The organism is Desulfatitalea alkaliphila (assembly GCF_022968795.1).
GTDB classification, from domain to species: Bacteria; Desulfobacterota; Desulfobacteria; order Desulfobacterales; family Desulfosarcinaceae; genus Desulfatitalea; species Desulfatitalea alkaliphila.
In genome coordinates, this window is the sequence record NZ_JALJRB010000001.1 from 267,198 (window position 1) to 284,882 (window position 17,685).

A 17,685-nucleotide genomic window follows, 5' to 3' on the forward strand; every position below is an offset into this window, starting at 1 on the left:
CACCCGGGATGTCCAAACAAACGCGACGTCCCGCAAGGGTCCATCATGAATGGTTCCGTTTCAACTGCTGCTTCAAAATTTTGCCGGTGGGATTCCGGGGAAAGGTTTCCATGAAATCAACGATTTCGGGGATTTTGTACTTGGCGAGCTTGTCCCCCAGGTAGTCGCGCAGTTCATCGGCGGTCATGGTGCCGGGCTGTTTGAGGATGACACAGGCCCGCACGCGCTCGCCCAGGGCCGCGTCGGGGACGCCCACCACGGCCACCTCGGCGATTTTGGGGTGTTTTTCCAGGGGGATTTCGATCTCCCGCGGATAGATGTTCTCGCCGCCGCGGTTGATCATCTCCTTGAGCCGGCCGGAGATGAAGACGTAGCCCTGTTCGTTCATGTAGCCGATGTCGCCGGTGTGCAGCCAGCCGTCGCGCAGGCTTTCGGCGGTGGCTTCAGGTTTGTTCAGATAGCCGAGCATCACGGCCTCGCCCCGCACGCAGATCTCCCCTTTTTCGCCATAGGGCAGAATGTTGTTGTCGCCATCCATGATCTCCACCTCCAGCCCTGGAAAGGCGGCACCGATGGCGCCGGCCACGCGCGGCAGGTTGGTGTTGGTGGTGGAGACGCCGGTGGCTTCGGTGAGGCCGTAACCGTCGATCACCTGCACGTCGAACTTCTCCTTGAAGGCGTCCATCAAGGGGATGGGCATGGGGGCGGCGCCGGTGTAGGCCAGGCGCAACGTGAGCTTTTCGCGGTCGATGACGGCCGGGTCGGCGGCTTGGAAAATATAATCGTACATGGCCGGCACCCCCTGCACCACCGTGACGCCGAATTGCTGAATGGCGGGCCAGAAGTCGGCGGGCGAAAAGCGGCTGCGGATGCAAACGCTCATGCCGAGATAGATGGAGGGGTAGGTCCAGACACACAGTGGATTGGTGTGAAACATGGGCAGGAGGATCATCATCACGTCGCCGGGGCGGTGGACGCCCAGCACCGCCTTGCCTTTGCAGATGCTCAGCTCGTTGCGGTGGGAGATCAATATGCCCTTGGGCATGCCGGTGGTGCCCGAGGAGTAGAGCAGCATGGTGGGATCGTCGGGGGCTTGGTCCACCAGGCACTCCTCATCGGGATATTCGGCCAGGATCGCCGCCAGGGTGTATTGGGCGATGTCGGCCTGGTGAGTCACGTCGGTGACCACCTCCACCACCACCGGCTTGTGCCGGGCCTTGGCCAGGCCGGCGGCGAAGTCGGCCATGTAGTCGCTGCCCACGAACACCACCTTGGGCTTGCTGTCGTCGAGGACGTAGGCGATTTCGGGTCCTTTGAGCATGTAGTTGATGGCGCCGGCCACGGCCCCCAATTTCTGCGTGCCGAACATGGTGTAAAAAATTTCCGGCGCGTTCAACACCATGGTGGAAACGATGTCCCCCCTGTCCACCCCCTGCTTTTTGAGAAAATGGGCCACCCGGTTGGCGCGCCGGTTGACCTGGGCGTAGGTGATCACCTGATCATAATAGTACGCCAGGGGGCTGTCGGGTGTTTCCCGGGCGCGAACCACCAGCATTTCGGCGATATTGCGAAAATCGATCTGTTTGCCCTGCAACATTTCGATCTGTTCCAGGGGCACCAGCTCCCGGACGATCCGTTGGCTTTTGTCGATCATGGGCCGTCCCTCCGTCCATTGTCAGGATTGCATATGTGCTTTTGTACCGCAGATCGTTCGGACCATCAACAAGGATCTGAGATGACAGGCCGATGTACGGCCCTACCGAACATCCGACCAGTACCGGTCCACCGCCGCCAGGTCCACCCAGAGGAACGCGGGCCGATAGAGATCGGCGTTGCGATAAACGGCATCGGGATCGTCGATGGGATTGCGGTTGTAAGAAACCAGCGCACGCTGATGGTCACCGAACTGGGGATGAACAAAGGGGTTGTAAACGGCCGCCCCCGCATGGTCGCCGGGCGCCGTGTAAAGCCGCAGGGGACCTTGCCAAGGCCCCTCGGGTCGATCGGCACGGTAAACCACGAGCCGGCGGGAAAAGGGCCGGCGGCCATCCATGGTGAACAGGTAAAACCGCCCACGGGCAACCAACACGCCATATTGGGTGGAAACCCCGCCGAGGATGGGGCGTGTGGCGGCCGGCTCCGGGGACCAGCCCCGGCCGTCGTAGTATTCCCATGGCCCGTGGAGGTGCGCCGGCGGCGCCCTGGCCAGGTGGGCCTGCTGGGGCACGGCCTGGTCGTCGATGCCGAAAATATAAACCACACCGTCCCCTTGCACCAAGCTGACGCCGTATAAAATGGCGTTGTCCGAAGGCGCCGCCTGGATCGACATCCGTTCAAGGCCGGGCAGGTCCAGCCGCGCCAGGGCGTTGCCGGTCCAGCGCCACTGCCACAGCCGGTCGCCCGTGGATTGGAAGCGGTGCAGAAAGACCAGCAAATGCCCGCCGGTCGCCAGGCCGTGGGCGGGCCAATACCAAGCATCGGGAGCTTCGGCGGGAAAAGCGTCGGCGCCGCCGCCATCCGGAGCCCGGCAGCGCGTCTCCAGGGCCGAGCCGTCCTGCACCAAAAGGCAGTTGCGCACGAAAGGGGCATCCTTGCCGCGGGAACCATCGGGCGCCACGGTGCCCAAAAATGAGTCACCGAAGAGCCACACCGTGCGCCCGTCGGGCAACGGCACGGACAAGGTGCCGTCGCCGCCGGTCCACCCGCCTTCGCCCGTGTGAAAGCGGCTCTCGAAATCCGCCGCCGGCTGCACCAGCGGGTGTGCCGATGGATGTTGAACCCCATCCTGGCGCGCGCAGTGCGCCAGGAGCCCTGTCAGGGACAGGAACAGCAGCAGAACGAGGCCATGTCGGCGCATACGATGCCGCATACCGGGTCCGTTGTTGCCCAACGGCCGTTGCCGAACGGCCGCAGATTAAGGGTTGCGTCGTTCCAGATCCAACAGATGGGCCTTGACGCTCAGGCCGCCGCCGAAACCCACCAGTTGTCCGTTGCGCCCGATCACCCGGTGGCACGGCACGACGATGGGTAAAGGGTTGCGCCCGACGGCGCCGCCCACGGCCCTGGCGGCCCGTCCATTGCCGATGCGTTCCGCCACCCATTGATAGGATACGGTGGCGCCATAGGGGATTTGGCCCAGGGCGGTCCAAACGCGCAATTGAAAAGGGGTGCCGCGGGGCGCAAGGGGCAGTTGAAAGGCGCGCCGGCGACCGGCGAAATATTCGCCCAACTGTGCCCGCACTTCGGAAAAGAATTCCGGATCGCGGCGCCAGGCGGCATCCATCGACACCGGGTGGCGATTTTGGGGGAACGTGATGTGGCGCAAGCCATCGGCATCGGCCACCAGGGTCAGTCGCCCCACTTCCGGGGCATCGAAATAATCCCAATGGATCATGGCGTACCTCCTTGCGCAAAGGATTCGGGTCGCCCGATTCAAGTTTGGGTCAGCAGCAGGACGATCAATTTCTGTGGGCCGTGCATGCCTTTGAAAGGGGTGCCTTGAATGTCGGCGGTCATGCTGGGGCCGGTGATGAAGGTAATCTGGCCCGGGCGGCATTCCCCGGCGTAAATGGCGGCCATGGCCGTTTCATAATCGGGCACAATCCGCTCGGCCGGCAGCACGGCGATGTGCACCAGCGGCGCCAACGAGATCAGGCGCGCCTGGCGCGCATCGTGGACCAGCACCAGGGTGCCCGATTCGGCCACGGCGAAATCGACGCCGGTGATGCCGGCCTGGACATCATCGAAAACGGCGCGCACGTAGCGGTCGCGATCCGGGTAATCGGCGGGGGTGACCATTTCCACTCCATGGCGCCGCCCCCGGTCCGCCAACCCCAGCGGCGCCACCACCTCATCCGAGGCCACCATGGCCCGGGCGACCTGCTCCTCGGCCAGGATGCGCGCCAGGGTTTCCAACAGGGCGACAGGGTCGGCCACCGGGTACACGACGCCCGCCTGTTCCGTCAGCCGATCGATGAAAAGGGCCTGCAAGCGATCCCGATCCAGGGCCTTTTCCGGTGCCGGGGGCAACGCGGGCCGGGACGGCAACGGTCGTGGCACGGCGGCTTCCAGGCGTTGCAAGATGGCGTTGCGCGCATCGTCGCTCATGACGACACCTCCTTGCGCGGCTTTCGCGCCGCCGCCCCCTGCCGCCACCGGTCGTGGAAAGTATCCTGCGGCAAGAGCGGCAGGTCACGGCTGCTGAACCACCCTTCGGTCCGGCGGGTGATGCGGGAGATGGTGCCGTCGTGCGCGTGCCGGTTGGCCACCCGGCGCACGATGCGGGCAAACAGGCGCCAAAGACGGGGATGGCTGCCGACGAAGGCATGGCCCCAATAGGCCAACCGTTCCATGGCGGAACGGCCCCGGCCGCCCATTTGCGGATCGGCCTGCACGTCCTTGTGGCGATAATAGAGTAGGGTGGCCGGGTGGTCGATGCCGGCCGGGCAGATCACCTTGCAGCGATGGCAGAGGGTGCAGGCCCGGATCAGGTCCCCGGTGTCGGCCAATCCCCGCAACGCCGGGGTGAGCACCTGGCCCATGGGGCCGGAGTAGGCCCAGCCGTAGGGGTAGCCGCCCACCTTGCCGTACACCGGGCAGGCGTTGAGGCACGCCCCGCAGCGAATGCAGCGCAGCACCTCGCGGGTGTGGGGATCGGCCGCCATGGCGGAACGGCCGTTGTCCAGCACGATGATGTGCAGCTCCTCAGGGCCGTCGCTTTCCCCTTCCCGGCGAGGGCCGCTGTCGAAGGTGATGTAGGCGCCCGCCGCCTGTCCGGTGGCGCTGCGGCACAGCACCCGCAGCATGTGCAGAGCGTCGGCCATGGTGGGCACCACCTTCTCCAGGCTCATGACGCACACCAGGGTGCGGGGGCTCGACTTGTTGAAACGGATGTTGCCCTCGTTCTCCACATTGATCACGGTACCGGTGTCGGCCACGGCGATGTTGACCCCGGTGACGCCCATCCGCAGGTCCCGGAACTTGTCCCGCAGAAACCGGCGCGCGGCCCGTCCCAGGGTCACCGGGTCGATGGTGGGGGTGTCCAGCACGCCGCGGGCCATGAAGATGTCCCGGATCTGTTCCACCGGAATGTTGATGGCCGGCCCCACGATGTGAAAGGGCGGTTTCTCCAGCAGCTGGGCGATGAACTCGCCCAGATCGGTCTCCCAGGCGGTGATCCCCGCGGCGGCCAGGGCATCGTTGAGCCCCAGCTCCTCGGTGATCATGGACTTGCCCTTGGTCACATAGCGGGCCCCTTTGCGACGGGCCAGATCCACGATGTAGGCGTTGGCCGCATCACTGTCCGCGGCCCAGAAAACGAGGGCGCCGTTGGCCTCGGCATTGGCTTCGAAGGTCTTGAGCAGCTCCGGCAGCCGCTCGATGGCCTCGCCGCGGATGGCATGGCCGTAGGCATGGGCCGCCTCGGGATCGGCGAAACTTCGGTAGGCGGCATCGCGGCGGGCCGAAAGCCGTATGGGCAGCAGGCGCAGGAACTTTTGGGTGCGGGCGTTGTCCAGCTCCACCTGGGCGGTCTCTTTGAAACGGGCGGTGGTCAGCTCCATGCGTCCCTCGCTGGACCGTCGGGGAGACGGTCGGCCAAAAACTGAGCCAGGTGCATCGCCTGTTTGTCCGGATGGTGGCGATGCAGATAACCGCCGATGTTGAGCAGGCAGCCCGGATCGCACATCACCAGCAGATCGGCGCCGCTTTCCAGGAAAAAGGCCACTTTCTGACGAACCAGGGCGGAGGAGATGGGCGCGAAACTGTTGGCGAAGGTGCCTCCGAAACCGCAGCACACATCGGCGCCCTGCCATTCCTTCAGCGTGGCGCCCCGCACGGCCCGAATCAGCGCCTTGGGTTGCGCCGAAACACCTAAGGCGTTGAGGGTGCTGCACGATTCGTGGTAGGCCACCGTCACCTCATCCGCGGCCCCCACATCCTGCACCCCCAGAAAGTCGACCACGAACTGGCTCAGCTCATAAACCCGCGGCGCCAAGGCCAGGGCGCGGGCGCGCCAAGCGGGTTCATCGGCGAACAGCTCGGCATAGCGCTGCTTGACCATATGCACGCAGGACCCCGAAGGACTGACGATCAACGGGTCATGCTCGAACACCCGGATGAAGCGGCGCGCCAGGCGCCGGGCCTCGTCGCGGTGCCCGCCGTTGAAGGCCATCAAACCGCAGCAGGTCTGTTCCGAATGGTAGATCGGCTTGCAGCCCAAATGGGACAGCAGGGTCGCGGTACACTCGCCCACCCGCGGCAGCACCAGATCCACCAAGCAGGGTATGAAAAGCGATACGGTGGGCATATGGCCCAGGCTCCTTTGCAGGCAATTTTTTAAACCCATCATGGGTTCGGCACGCCGGCCCATCCACGACGGCCCGCCATGTACCCCGAAAACACCACCGAAGTCCCAACCTAACCCAATATCACGACAGTGGCAAGGAGCGGTTGGGATCGATCCCGGGACTTTGCCCGCGCCTTCGGGAGGCAGGGTTAATCGATGGAATTAGGGTTTCCGAAGATCCGATTTGGGGTTTCCCCTCTTTGCAGGGGCAGCGGTCTCGTCCTATAAGAACCCTAACAGGACAAAACGATATTGCAGGCAAGAGACACAAAAAATCACAACTGAGATGTCGTTAGGCTTCACTTCCCCGCAAAGCCCTTCCTCCCCGGAAGGGCTTTTTTTTAAACCCCACCCCTACTTTCGCGAGCTGCACCAAATGCGGGTGGACAACCTGAACGCCGCTTTCGACAGCGCCGATGCCAGTCCGGCGCTGGCCGACGTGCCGCGCAAGGGATTGATCCTGACCTGATACCGAACCGAAAGATTGTGAAAACGGATTTGCGGGCTGACGCACCTTGTCCGGTGCATCAGCATGCGCAACACCGGACAGTCGATCAAATACAAATGGCGGGATGCCTTTTCAGGGCGCGCCACGCGCCCCCGACATCCCGCCCATTCCTGAATTCAATACGCAGCCATCAAATCTTGCCGACACCGGCGCCGTTGCGGACCATGGAAGGAATGTCGCGGGGATTGTCCACCGAATAGGCATAGGGAAAACTGGCCACCGTGCCGCGGGTCTGGGGCGAACTGCCGCAGTTATCGAAAACATTGTTGCGTTGCACGAGATTGCCGGGGTCCGAGCTGGCATAGCCCACCAGGCAAGGATCCTTCACCCGCAGAAAATAGTTGCCTTCCACCATCACCGCGGCATCCATGGTGGAGGCGATGCCGTAATCGTTGCCCACGTAGTAGTTGTTGAACACGTGCACATGCCCGAAGCGCACCCGGGGGTGACGGGAGCCGGTGCCGTCGAACCAGTTGTGATGGTAGGTGACCTTCAGGTGGCCGCGGTCGGCGGTATGGCTGTCGCTGTGCCCCAAAAGACAGGTTTTGCCATGATTGTAGAAACGGTTCCAGGAAACGGTGATGTAGGAGGACTCCCTTTTGATATCGACCAACCCGTCGTAGCCGTTGGTGAAATCGCAATGGTCGATCCAGATGTGATGGGATCTTTCCTGGATGTTGATCGAATCGTCATCGGCATTGGTGAAACGGATGTTGCGGATGATGACATTGCTTACGCCGGACAGGTTCAATCCGCCACCGGAGATGACGGCGTTGTTGCCCAGGCCGATGATGGTTTTGTTCGATGCCACCCGATGCATCCCCGAATCGATGCGAATGGTACCGGACACTTGAATGACGTAGGCACCCGAGCGGTTGATGTAATCCCGCAAAGCGGATGCACTGGTGACCGTGACCAAGGTGCCGCCGGCGCCGCCGGTGGTGGTGTTCAGCCCATTGGCGGAAACGGCGGCGAAACCGATCGGACCGCCGGCGGGTCCCGGACCCGGTTGGGAAGGCTCATCGCAACCGCTGCCCGTGTCGGGCTCCGGGGTCGTCGAAGGCACGCAGCCATAGGACAGCATGAAGGCCATCATCACCGCAAAAAAGAGGGCCGGCCAACTCCTGAAAATACGACGTCTCATCACTTCCTCCTTGTCTATGTTTGAATTCGTCTGATTTATAATGCGTTGCATCAATTACCGCCATTCACACATGCACATCGGCTTGGATCGGATGGCGCCGTTGCCGAATGCGTGTCGGTCCGGAAACGGCCGCATGCGGTTCAGGTCCCGGTCGCAGCCGCGAAGCGATGCCACAGCCGCCGTACGGCGGAGTGGCAGTCAGCATTTGCAAATGAGAAGGAAAGCAGCGATGGGCCGCAAGATGCCGGTTCCGGTTGGGAGCCAGATTAGACGAAACCGAGGGGGGCGGCAATCGGGGAAACCCTGAATGTAAGGCCTGAAAACCCCACAAATGTATTGCTATTTCCGGTTATGCACAAAGCCTAAATAGAATCAGAAGCAGGCTTACGCCCCATCGGGATCGAAATCGGTTCGGTTGCGTTTTGCGCTGCGGCGCGCCTCGATTTCGATTACCAATGGGGCACGCCCCAACTTGGGCTTTGTGGACAACCGCCTTGCTTATCGCACAGCCCACGCCGCCATGGGCAAGGCGTGCGCTGCGGTTGCATGCCACCACTAACGGTCGCTTGGATCAGCCCGCGACCGCTTAAAGCGACCCGTTGACCAGCAACCGGCCTTTGTCGAAGGCCTCCAGGTTGGGCGCCATTTTGTCGCCGGGCATCATACGGTGCATGACCCTTTTGAAACCGCCGCGGTCCAGAGGCAGCACGCCGGTGGCCGCCAAGGCGCCCATCAGCAAAATGTTGCCAAAAATGGGATTGCCCATGGCCAGGGCGGCCTCGGTGGCATTGACGAACCAAACCTTGCGGCTGAGGGCACGGATCCACTGTTTGAGTTCTTCCGGCTCGGGATAGCGCGCTTCGCCGCTGATCACGCCGATGGCGTGGATCGGCCGCATGTTGCACAACACACACACTTCGGGATTGCCGTAGTCCTTTAGTACTCGCAACGCCTCGGTGGGTTCCAGGGATATGACCAAGTGGGCTTGCCCTCGGGGGATTTGGGGCGCCAGATGGGACTTGGCGGAGACACGCAGGTGGCTCATCACCGATCCACCGCGCTGGGAAGCGCCGAAGGTTTCGCCGATGGTGACATGCAGATCGTCGGCCAACAACATGTTGCCCAACACGCGGGAAGCCAGCACATTGCCCTGGCCGCCCACACCGGTGATGATGATGTTGTATGGATCCGCCGGCATGGCGGTCTTTCCGTGATCAAGGCTCATGCCACCGCCTCCTTTTGGATGGCCCCCACGGGGCAGATGGATGCACACACCCCGCACCCGGCACAAATAACCTCGTCGATGCGCGTCGCCTTCGCGGCCGCATCCCAGATCAGGCCCGGACACTTGAACACCCGCGTGCACAACCGATTGCATCCGCACTGCTCACCGCGGCAGCGGTCGGCATCGATGGTCATCCGGTATTGCTTCTTGCCTTTCTTTTCAGGACTCAGGGCACAGATCTGTTTGAGCACCAACACCTTGGGGCCGCCCGCCGATGCCATCAGGTCCAAAAGCGTTTGCTGCGTCAGCGCCAAATCGAAGGGATCGCACTGGGTCACCTCGGCGCCCATTGCCTCGCATATCCGTACGATATCAAGGGCTTGAACCGATTTTCCGGCGGCATCCACCGCCAATCCGGGATGGGGCTGGAACCCGGTCATGGCCGTGCCGCTGTTGTCCAGCACCACCAGCGTAATGGGGGCGCGGTGATGGACCGCATTGGCCAGTGCCGGCATGACCGCGTGAAAAAAGGTGGAATCGCCGCTGACGGCCAGCACCGGCTGGTGCATGTCGAACTTGTTGAGCATGCCGAAACCGGACGCCAGACCGGTACCCGAACCCATGGCGTGCAAGGTGCTGAGGCTGTTGAAGCCCGTGGGCAACATGGCCAGAGAGTAACAGCCGATGTCGCCGCAGACGAACCCCTGCCGATCATCCATCTGCAAGGCGGAACGAATGGACCAGAAGGAGGCGCGGTGGGGACATCCCGGGCAGAAGGTCCAATCCCTGGGCGGCGCACCGAAAAAGGCCGACTCGAGGGCTTTTTCGGCGTAGTCCGCCGGCATGGCGGCATGGGAGATGCCGAGCACCTTGGTCAGGGCTTCGATGACGCGATCCGGATTCATCTCCCCGGTCGCGGGCAAGGTGCCGTCCCGTTTGCCGTAAAAGGTTTTGATCCCGACGGCGGCGGCCCGTTCCGCGGCCACCAGCTTGACGTTCTCCTCCAAAAAGGGGATCACCTCTTCCACCACCAAGACGGTATCGCTCAACCGCAGATATTTTTCCAGCAGCATGGACGGCAGGGGCCAGGTGGTGCCCAGCTTGAGCACCCCCACGCGCTCCGCGACACCCAGCACCCGGATTGCCTCGAGGCTGTATAGAAAGCAGGCGCTGCAGGTGATCAGCAACACTTCGGGCCGCTGGGGGCCGGAATAGGTGTTGAAAGGCGCGCTTTCGAACTGTTCGGCCGCCTGCCGGATGCGTTCCTGCTGCAATCCGTGCTTGTAATCCACCGGCGAACTGAGCATGGGCCCTTCCATCAAATCGAGAATGAAGCCATCGTGTTTGAAAAAGGCCTGCGGTGCCGATGCGGGCAGCGCCCCCAGGACAACATCCCCGGAAGCGTGGGAAAGCCGGGTCACGCTGCGCACCATCACCAGGGTGCGCAACTGCTCGGAGAGCGCAAAGGCATAGGGGATCATGTCCTTGGCCTCCTGAAAGTCGGCCGGCTCCAGCAAGGGTATTTCAATCATACGGGCGAAGTGGCGCGACTCCCCTTCGTTGACGCTGGACAACGCCCCCGGATCGTCGCAAGGCACCAGCACCAAACCGCCCCGGGTCCCCGACCCGGCCAAATGGAGCAGGAAATCCGAGGCCACGTTCACCCCGTTCTGCTTCATCACGCACAAGGCGCGCAGCCCGGCGAAGGAGGCCGCGGCGGCCACCTCCAGCGCCACCTTCTCGTTGACCGACCACTCCACGTAAAGACGCCGTTGCTCGGCCACCCGGGCCAGGTTCTCAATGATTTCGGACGATGGCGTGCCCGGGTAACCGGCAGCCACGCGGATCCCCGCTTCCAACGCGCCCCGCGCGATGGCCTCGTTGCCCATGAGCAGGCGTCGGTCCCCTGCCCGGCCTTCAATCAAATGCGACATCGCTCCTCCTGCGCTGTTTTTGGATTGCCCCGGGGTGATCGGGTGCATGGTGCGCCACGCCGGCGGCCCCGATGACGGCACGGGACCCGTTCGCGCACACCGCCGCCCCTTCCTCTTGTGTATATCCAGCCACCGATGGAACACAAGGCCTAATGGCGCGCGCAACCATCCGCCCCGTTGTACCTATCCCCGGTTCAAGCCGTTTTGCCCGAATCCGTGCGCCTGAAACGGAAATGGTATTTTTCGTGAGCCCGGGGGTCCCATCCGCCGGCCGTGAAGGGATTGGAGAAAATAGGCTTTTGGTGGGGGATAATTGGGAAATGTCCCATTGCCGGTCCCTGCGGCCGCTCCTAAAATGTGGACAGCTCGGCCTTCTGAATTTGCCGGTTGACGGTTGCCACCAAACGATTGTATTGCATCCGCGCTGATTCCACCATTGACACCCAACCCACCACTTGAAAGGGTTCCCACTTCGGCATCCATTCGAACCAAAGGCAGGTGATGCACCGTGCAACCCCACTCCCCAAAAAAACCAACGCCGCTGACCGTCGCTTTGAGCGCTCCCCAACGTCCTCCTGCAACCCCCTTGTCGGTCTTTGAACTGGCCCGCGGCTGGTACCAGGACGGCAGGTCCCTGTGCATGGGCGAGATTGCAAAGGCCGCCGGCATCAGCCGAGGCACCTTGCAACGCTGGGTGGGCAGCAAGGAGAACCTGTTGAACGAAATCCTCTGGTGCTTGGCCAAGCCTCTTTTCGAACAGGCGGTACGGGAAACGCCGGGCAACGGCGTTGACCATGTTGTCGGGGTTCACCGCCACTTCATGTCCGCACTGCTGGCATCGGTCACACTGAACCAATTCATCTGCAACGAGCCCAACTACGCACTTCGACTACTGACCAACACCGACAGTCCGGTCAGCCGGCGCCTGATGCGCCTGTTTGCGGCCCACCTGGAAGAACAGGTGGCCCGCGGCCACCTTCTAACGGAGGTACCGGCCGAACAAATCGCCCGATTCATGTTGCCTGTCAATCAGGCGATCCTGATCAACGGCCATTTCAGCGGGCGCATGGCGGCTCTGGATCGAGCGCTGGCCCTCGTCCGCATTCTGCTGGCATCCAGCCACTTGCCCGAAGTGCAAACCGCCCTGGCGCAAACCGCTCCAACGGTCGAAACAATCGAATAGGGTTTTCCCTACCGAAATACAGGCGATTCCTACTTGTACACCGCTGCAGCATCCTTCTATACTGCAGCAGCAGTTCCGAACGCGAAAGCGTTTTACAGACGGCGCGAAAAATGCCACAAGCCCTTTCAACGCGGAAGGGCTTTTTGCTTGGCCGCCGACAACCGATCTGGAACACAACCCTGCAGGCCGGATATGTTCAAATACTTAGGATGGATAGCACAGAATCCCATCTTTCACACTGTCGGCGAGGTGATTTACTACGGCACCATCATCGGCGTCATCGTCGCCTTTCTGGTTTTGGCGGCACGGCGCTGGATCGCCTTGGGCTATGACCGCAAACGCGTCTTGCTGCTGGCCGGTTTGCTCGTCGTTCTGTCCTACCCCCTGGGCCACCTGGGTTCCAGAGGCGCCAGCATGTTCTACCGTCCGTTCGAGCAGTGGAGTTTCTCTTTCCTGCTGGAACAGATGCTGCACGGATCATCCCACACCTTTCACGCCAGCCTTATTTTACCGACCTTGTTCGGCGCACTTTTGTGCTACCTGCTGCGATTCAAATTTTTGGAAATCTTCGACACCCTCTACCTATACGTGCCCCTGGCCCATGCCTTCGGCCGTCTTTCCTGCCTGATCGTGGGATGTTGCTGGGGTCGCTATGTCCACCTGAACCTTTTCGGACTGCACCTGGGATTTCAAAACCCGATCCCCCTCTACGCCATCGGGGCCAACGTGGCCATTTTCCTGCTGCTGCGCCGGATTTACACACGGGTGTACGCCGACCCCTGGACACGGGAGCGGTACCGTGGCGCCTTGCTGGCCGCTTACCTTTTGCTTTATCCGCCGGTACGCATCGTTTTCGAGGTATTCCGCACCGAACGGCGGATTTTCTATGGATTAACCCATGCCCAGGTGGCCATGGGCCTTTTCCTGCTGCTCGGCCTGGTGCTATTTGTGGTGATTCGGCTGCGCCGGCGCCGTTTGTCCCAGGACGCGGCGGCAGCGGCTCCCGAACCGGCCGCCCAAGCGGCCGCCGACACCCTGCATCGCTATTTTTCCATGATCGGCCTTCTGAGCATTTTGATCCTGAGCAGTTTTTTCATCCACTATTTCACGCGAGAAATCCGTGTCTGGCCGTGGCCCATCCAACCAGTGACGTCCCTGGCCGACGCCTACAGCCGCATCTGGCATTATCTGCCCATGGTAATGATTCCCGCCGGCTGCCTGCTGTGGATGCGCCGATCCGGCATGGAGATATGGCCCTGGTTCAAATGGAACCGGTTTTCATATACCTTTTTCATCGCCTTGGCGATGAGTCTCTACCACTGCATCGATTTACTGGTCCTTCGACAAGCACCATTGCGCGGCGTCGCTTTTTGGCCCCCCGTCTTGATTTTAAGTGCCATGAACGCCGTAACCGAAGAGATCATGTACCGCTTGGCCTTGTACCGCATGCTCCGGCGCGTCGATTTCACACCATGGGTCGCCAACGTGGTGCAGGCCTTGGTTTACTCGCTGATCCATTTCATGATCGCCGGGGCCTGGCTGGGCATTTTCTCGCTCATTTACGGGCTGGTTCTGGGTGTGATCGTGCAACGCAGCAAGAGTATCACACCCGCCATTATAGTGCATTTCATCGTCGACCTGGGGGCCATCGGGTATCCGCTGCTCCGGTTCTAAGGGCTGCGGCAAGATCAATTCCTATTGCATTGATATGCCTTACTGAATAAAGGGAAACCCCATGTCGTCACTGCTGCTGAGTCTGTGGATCAAACTCTTCTTCGTTTTGACCCCGTTCTTCGCCCTGACCATGTTCCTGACCCTGACCGAAGGGTACGATGCACCCGAGCGCCGCAAGCTGGCGTTGAAGGTGGCGCTGGTGACGGCGGCGGTCTGCCTGGTGCTCTTCTTCGCCGGTCGCCAGATCTTCGCCCTGTTCGGCATCACTCTGGACGCCTTTCGCATCGGCGCAGGGGTGTTGCTGCTGCTGTCGGGCATCTCCCTGGTGCATGGCCGGGCGACAGCGGCGGCGGCCGGGGCCGCCGAAGGGGATGTGGCGGTGGTGCCCCTGGCCATCCCGATCATCGTGGGGCCGGCCACCACCGGCACCCTGCTGGTGTTGGGCGCCGAAATGGTTGGCCTGGCACAAAAGGCGGTCGGGGTCCTGGCCCTCCTGGCGGCGGTGGCCTGCATCGGCGGTGTGCTGTTGGCCGGCACTTATATCCAGCGGGCGCTGGGTATCCGCGGGATCGCTATCCTGAGCAAGTTGACCGGCCTGATCCTGTCGGCCCTGGCGGCCCAGATGATCATGATGGGCGTTCAGGGATTTCTGGGAATTTCCTAAAGCCGGATCGCCGGACGGCCGATAAGGGGACGGGTAAGCAAGACTTGTGGCGGGCGGCCGATTTTGTTTCCAGGCGGGCGCCCACGTGACGATGCAACGGAAAGGAAGGCACGCATGTCCCTCAATATATCGGTCAAACAGCAGGCCAAAAATGCCTGGGTGATCTCCTTGACAGGTTCCCTCAACACCGAGACGGCCCCGGCCTTCGGCGAGCGGTTGCAGCCCCTGCTCAACAACCCCGGCGGCACCCTGGCGCTGGACATGGCGGGGTTGGAATATATCAGCAGCGCCGGTTTGCGGGAGGTGTTCAAGGCCCAGAAAGCCCAGAAGGCGGTCAACGGCAAGCTGGTTTTCATGGGGCTCCAGCCCCAGATCCGCAAGGTGTTCGAAATTGTCAACGCCCTGCCCTCCATGCGCATCTTCAGCAGTCTCCAGGAGATGGATGACTACCTGGACAGCATGCAGAAGCAGGTGACCCACCCCGGCGATCCCAACGACTAAATCTCCGGAAGGCGGCCATGCCGCCCCTTGCCACCCATTCCTTGTTAATACTGGAATCGCGATGACACTTGGTTCGATGTGCCAACTGAAGGCCGGCCTGGAGGACCTCCCCCGCGCCATGGCCTTTGTGGAGACCGCCGGCCGGCACCACGCAATGGCGGTCGATGCGGTACGCAAGCTGCAACTGGCCGCCGAGGAGGTGATCACCGCCCTGGACCCCGGCACCGATCTGGAATTCGCCGTGGCGGCCGGGGCCGACCGCACGCGACTGACCATCACCTGCCATGGCCGGGGGATGGACCTGGCGGCCTTCAATTTGGCCTGGCGGCCCGATCCGGAAACCATGGACACCGGCCTGGGCCTGGCCCTGGCCAGCCGCTATGTGGATGCTTTCGCCCTGGAAGCCGATGCGGGCGGGCGGTTGGTGCTTCAATTCGGGGTGGACACGCCCTACGACGGCTCGGTGACCCCGCCGCCGCCCGCGGCGCCATGGCGCTTTTACCGTTTGATCCGTCCCACGCCGCAGACCATCATGGCGGCCGGCAAGCACCTCTACCACCGGGCCCTGGCGGCCAAGGGCAACCCGAGGGCCATGCATCCCGACCGTCTGGCGGCCCTGACGGCGGGCGACGCCCTGTTCGGCACCCTGGCCGAAGCGGACGACGGGCGGATTGTCGGCTGCTGCTTCTGCATTCCCCGTGATCGCCGGCTGCTGGACGGCTTCGGCCCCTTCGTGTTCACCGAACAGGAGCGCCGGCGCATGGCCCGCGACCTGGCCTGCCACACCCTGGAACGGGTGGCGCGCAAGCCCTATTCCGGCGTGCTGACCACCCGGTACGATGGAGATTGTTTTCCGGCCGAATTCTTCATCCCCGCCCGCCGACCGACCGCCGGACCGACCGGGGGGGGCGGCGCAGCAACGGGAACGACGGTGTGGCATTTTCCCCTGGCCGACGACGCCGGCGGGCCGCTGCACTATCACGTCGCGGCCGAGCCGTTCATCCGCGAAGCGGCGACCCTGCAAGATCTTCCCCGACAGATGATCCGACTCAGCGACGCCGACCTGGCAGCCGTGACGGGCGATGGGGCCAGCGTCTTTTCCACCGCCCTGGACCGCGGCGAACGCGCGGCGATGCTGCATCTGCTCATGCCGGGCACGGACCTGGCAGCCAACGCCGATGCCCACCTGGCATTCTTCGCCCAGGAGGAGATCGCCCTGTGCCGCTTTTTCCTGGACCTGGGCCGTCCCGGCGATGCGGCCCTGATCCCCGTGCTGGTGGAACGGGGCTTCGCGCCGTGCCTGCTGCTGCCCGGCGGCGGCCGGGGAGATCTGCTGGTCCTGGAACGGCTGTCGGACGCTTCCGCCTGCGGCGTTGCGCAAGGAGGCGCCTGATGAACCCCTACCCGGCCATGCTGGTGCCCCCCGCCATCCGCACCATCGATCCCTACATGCCCTCCAAGCCGGACCGCCACCTGATGGCCGCCTACGGCATCGACACCTTGTACCGGCTCAACAACAACGAGAATCCGCTAGGCCCGCCGCCCGGCGCGGCAGCGGCCATCTCCGGCCTGCGCCCCGAGCGGATGGCCATCTATCCCAGCGGCGACGCCTACGACCTGCGCGGTCACATCGCCAAATTCCTGGACGTGTCGCCGGACCAGGTGGTGTGCGGCAACGGGGCCAACGAGATCATCCAGTTCGTCATTTCTGCCTATTGCGGGCCCGGCGACAACATCGTCACCGGCGACAAGACCTTCGCCGTCTACGAATGGGTGGCCGAGTTCTCCGGGGTGGAGGCGCGCCTGACCCCCATGAAGGACCATGGCTTCGATCCCGATGCCATGCTGGCCTTCATGGACGGACGCACCAAGATCCTCTTCGTGTGCAATCCCAACAACCCCACCGGCACCTACTGGAACGGGCAGACCCTGGAGGCCTTTTTGCGGGCCGTGGACGGCCGGGCCATGGTGGTGGTGGACGAGGCCTACTGCGAATTCGTGGACCGGCCCGATTTCCCCGATGCGGCAACCCTGCTGGACCGCTACCCCAACCTGCTGGTGTTCCGCACCTTTTCCAAGGTGTACGGCCTGGCCGGCCTGCGCATCGGCTACCTGGTGGGCCACCGCGACGCGGTGTACGATGTGTGCCGCACCCGCATCGTTTACAGCATCAATGCCGCCGCCCAGGCCGCCGCCATGGCCGCTCTGGGGGACACAGACCACATCCACCGCACCCGGGAGATGGTGGCGGACGCCAAATGCTACCTCACCGGGGCATTGAAGGGATTGGGGCTGCCGGTCATCGCCGGGGAGGGCAACTACGTGATCGGCGGCCTGCCCTTCAACGATCAGCTGGCCTACCGCCGACTGATCCGCAGGGGCTACATGGTGCGAACTATGACATCGTTCCGCTTTCCCAACCATATCCGCATCACCCTGCGCCGGCGGCCGGTGATGGAAGGATTCGTCGCGGCCCTGGCAGCGGTGCTGGAAAAAATCACATAGA

At 62.8% G+C, this 17,685-nt stretch carries 16 protein-coding genes; 7 read left to right on the top strand and 9 right to left on the bottom strand.

Annotated elements, in window-relative coordinates:
* Positions 1–43 precede the first annotated feature (43 nt).
* From MRX98_RS01145 to MRX98_RS01170, 6 genes are all read right to left on the bottom strand, one after another.
* Positions 44–1,654 carry a class I adenylate-forming enzyme family protein gene (locus tag MRX98_RS01145; protein ID WP_246902284.1) on the bottom strand — a complete coding sequence of 537 codons (1,611 nt, stop codon included), beginning with the start codon at positions 1,652–1,654 and terminating at the stop codon, positions 44–46.
* Between the two features lie 102 nt (positions 1,655–1,756).
* Entirely contained in the window at positions 1,757–2,857 is a 1,101-nt protein-coding gene (locus MRX98_RS01150; protein ID WP_246902286.1) for a DUF4185 domain-containing protein, read from the bottom strand.
* A gap of 57 nt (positions 2,858–2,914) precedes the next feature.
* Positions 2,915–3,394 carry a methylated-DNA--[protein]-cysteine S-methyltransferase gene (locus MRX98_RS01155; RefSeq protein ID WP_246902287.1) on the bottom strand — a complete coding sequence of 160 codons (480 nt, stop codon included), beginning with the start codon at positions 3,392–3,394 and terminating at the stop codon, positions 2,915–2,917.
* Between the two features lie 38 nt (positions 3,395–3,432).
* Positions 3,433–4,107, bottom strand: coding sequence for a LutC/YkgG family protein (locus MRX98_RS01160; RefSeq protein WP_246902289.1), 675 nt, complete (start codon positions 4,105–4,107; stop codon positions 3,433–3,435).
* Positions 4,104–5,561, bottom strand: a complete 1,458-nt coding sequence (locus tag MRX98_RS01165) for a lactate utilization protein B (RefSeq protein ID WP_246902291.1) — start codon at positions 5,559–5,561, stop codon at positions 4,104–4,106. Before MRX98_RS01165 ends, MRX98_RS01160 begins: the two co-directional genes overlap by 4 nt.
* Positions 5,552–6,307: a (Fe-S)-binding protein gene (locus tag MRX98_RS01170; protein WP_246902293.1), complete on the bottom strand. Its 756-nt coding sequence runs from the start codon at positions 6,305–6,307 to the stop codon at positions 5,552–5,554. Before MRX98_RS01170 ends, MRX98_RS01165 begins: the two co-directional genes overlap by 10 nt.
* A 325-nt stretch (positions 6,308–6,632) precedes the next feature.
* Between MRX98_RS01170 and MRX98_RS01175 the strand changes: the two genes are divergently transcribed.
* The gene (locus tag MRX98_RS01175) at positions 6,633–6,815 is read left to right on the top strand and encodes a hypothetical protein (protein ID WP_246902295.1); all 183 of its coding nucleotides are present in this window, start codon (positions 6,633–6,635) and stop codon (positions 6,813–6,815) included.
* Between the two features lie 169 nt (positions 6,816–6,984).
* Here MRX98_RS01175 and MRX98_RS01180 read toward each other — a convergent pair whose 3' ends face one another.
* The 3 genes from MRX98_RS01180 to MRX98_RS01190 form a co-directional block, all read right to left on the bottom strand.
* Positions 6,985–7,998, bottom strand: a complete 1,014-nt coding sequence (locus tag MRX98_RS01180) for a pectate lyase family protein (protein WP_246902296.1) — start codon at positions 7,996–7,998, stop codon at positions 6,985–6,987.
* 586 nt (positions 7,999–8,584) lie between these two features.
* Positions 8,585–9,223 carry an indolepyruvate oxidoreductase subunit beta gene (locus MRX98_RS01185; protein WP_246902297.1) on the bottom strand — a complete coding sequence of 213 codons (639 nt, stop codon included), beginning with the start codon at positions 9,221–9,223 and terminating at the stop codon, positions 8,585–8,587.
* Positions 9,220–11,157 carry a thiamine pyrophosphate-dependent enzyme gene (locus tag MRX98_RS01190; RefSeq protein ID WP_246902299.1) on the bottom strand — a complete coding sequence of 646 codons (1,938 nt, stop codon included), beginning with the start codon at positions 11,155–11,157 and terminating at the stop codon, positions 9,220–9,222. Before MRX98_RS01190 ends, MRX98_RS01185 begins: the two co-directional genes overlap by 4 nt.
* Positions 11,158–11,665: 508 nt before the next feature.
* Here MRX98_RS01190 and MRX98_RS01195 point away from each other — a divergent pair.
* The 6 genes from MRX98_RS01195 (at position 11,666) to hisC (ending at position 17,684) form a co-directional block, all read left to right on the top strand.
* The gene (locus tag MRX98_RS01195; protein ID WP_246902301.1) at positions 11,666–12,340 is read left to right on the top strand and encodes a TetR/AcrR family transcriptional regulator; all 675 of its coding nucleotides are present in this window, start codon (positions 11,666–11,668) and stop codon (positions 12,338–12,340) included.
* A 192-nt stretch (positions 12,341–12,532) separates the two neighbouring features.
* Positions 12,533–14,014, top strand: a complete 1,482-nt coding sequence (locus MRX98_RS01200; protein ID WP_246902303.1) for a prolipoprotein diacylglyceryl transferase family protein — start codon at positions 12,533–12,535, stop codon at positions 14,012–14,014.
* Positions 14,015–14,075: 61 nt separating this feature from the next.
* Positions 14,076–14,678: a MarC family protein gene (locus MRX98_RS01205; protein ID WP_246902305.1), complete on the top strand. Its 603-nt coding sequence runs from the start codon at positions 14,076–14,078 to the stop codon at positions 14,676–14,678.
* Positions 14,679–14,792: 114 nt separating this feature from the next.
* The gene (locus tag MRX98_RS01210; RefSeq protein WP_246902307.1) at positions 14,793–15,179 is read left to right on the top strand and encodes an STAS domain-containing protein; all 387 of its coding nucleotides are present in this window, start codon (positions 14,793–14,795) and stop codon (positions 15,177–15,179) included.
* A gap of 61 nt (positions 15,180–15,240) precedes the next feature.
* Positions 15,241–16,572 (top strand): ATP-binding protein, encoded by a 1,332-nt coding sequence (locus MRX98_RS01215; protein ID WP_246902309.1) that lies wholly within the window; start codon positions 15,241–15,243, stop codon positions 16,570–16,572.
* Complete coding sequence (gene hisC / locus MRX98_RS01220; RefSeq protein ID WP_246902310.1) at positions 16,572–17,684, top strand: histidinol-phosphate transaminase; 1,113 nt, start codon at positions 16,572–16,574, stop codon at positions 17,682–17,684. Before MRX98_RS01215 ends, hisC begins: the two co-directional genes overlap by 1 nt.
* Position 17,685 lies beyond the last annotated feature (1 nt).